At 59.9% G+C, this 421-nt stretch carries 1 protein-coding gene; it reads left to right on the top strand.

From position 1 onward, the window contains the following. Nucleotides 1–421 (top strand): condensation domain-containing protein (locus C1J01_RS48725; RefSeq protein ID WP_146616085.1); only part of this gene is annotated, 421 nt, incomplete at both ends.

Raw genomic sequence — 421 nt, 5'->3', positions numbered from 1 at the left:
ATCTGGGGGCGTTCGGCAACGAGGATGTTCCGTTCGAGCGGTTGGTGGAGGTGCTTGATCCGGCGCGGTCGCAGGCTCATCATCCGTTGTTCCAGGTTGCGTTGTTCTTCCAGAACATGGCGCAGAGTGTCTTGGAATTGCCGGGGCTGTCGATTGCCGGTTTCGACGCGGGTGTGGAGATCGCGAAGTTCGATCTGCAGTTGACGGTGTCACCGTTGGAGGAGGACGGCGTCGGTGTGGGGATGCCGATGTCGTTGACGTATGCGACGGATTTGTTCGACGAGTCGACGGTTGTCTCGTTTGCGGAGCGGTTGGTTCGGGTTCTGGAAGCGATGGTGGCGGAGCCTGATTCGGTTGTCGGGGATGTGGAGTTGCTCGGTGAGGACGAGCGTTCGCAGGTGTTGGTGGCGGTCAATGACAC

The sequence above is a fragment of the Nonomuraea aridisoli genome, assembly GCF_003236395.1.
In the GTDB taxonomy this organism is placed as follows: domain Bacteria; phylum Actinomycetota; class Actinomycetes; order Streptosporangiales; family Streptosporangiaceae; genus Nonomuraea; species Nonomuraea aridisoli.
This window is presented reverse-complemented; position numbering and strand designations above follow the sequence as displayed.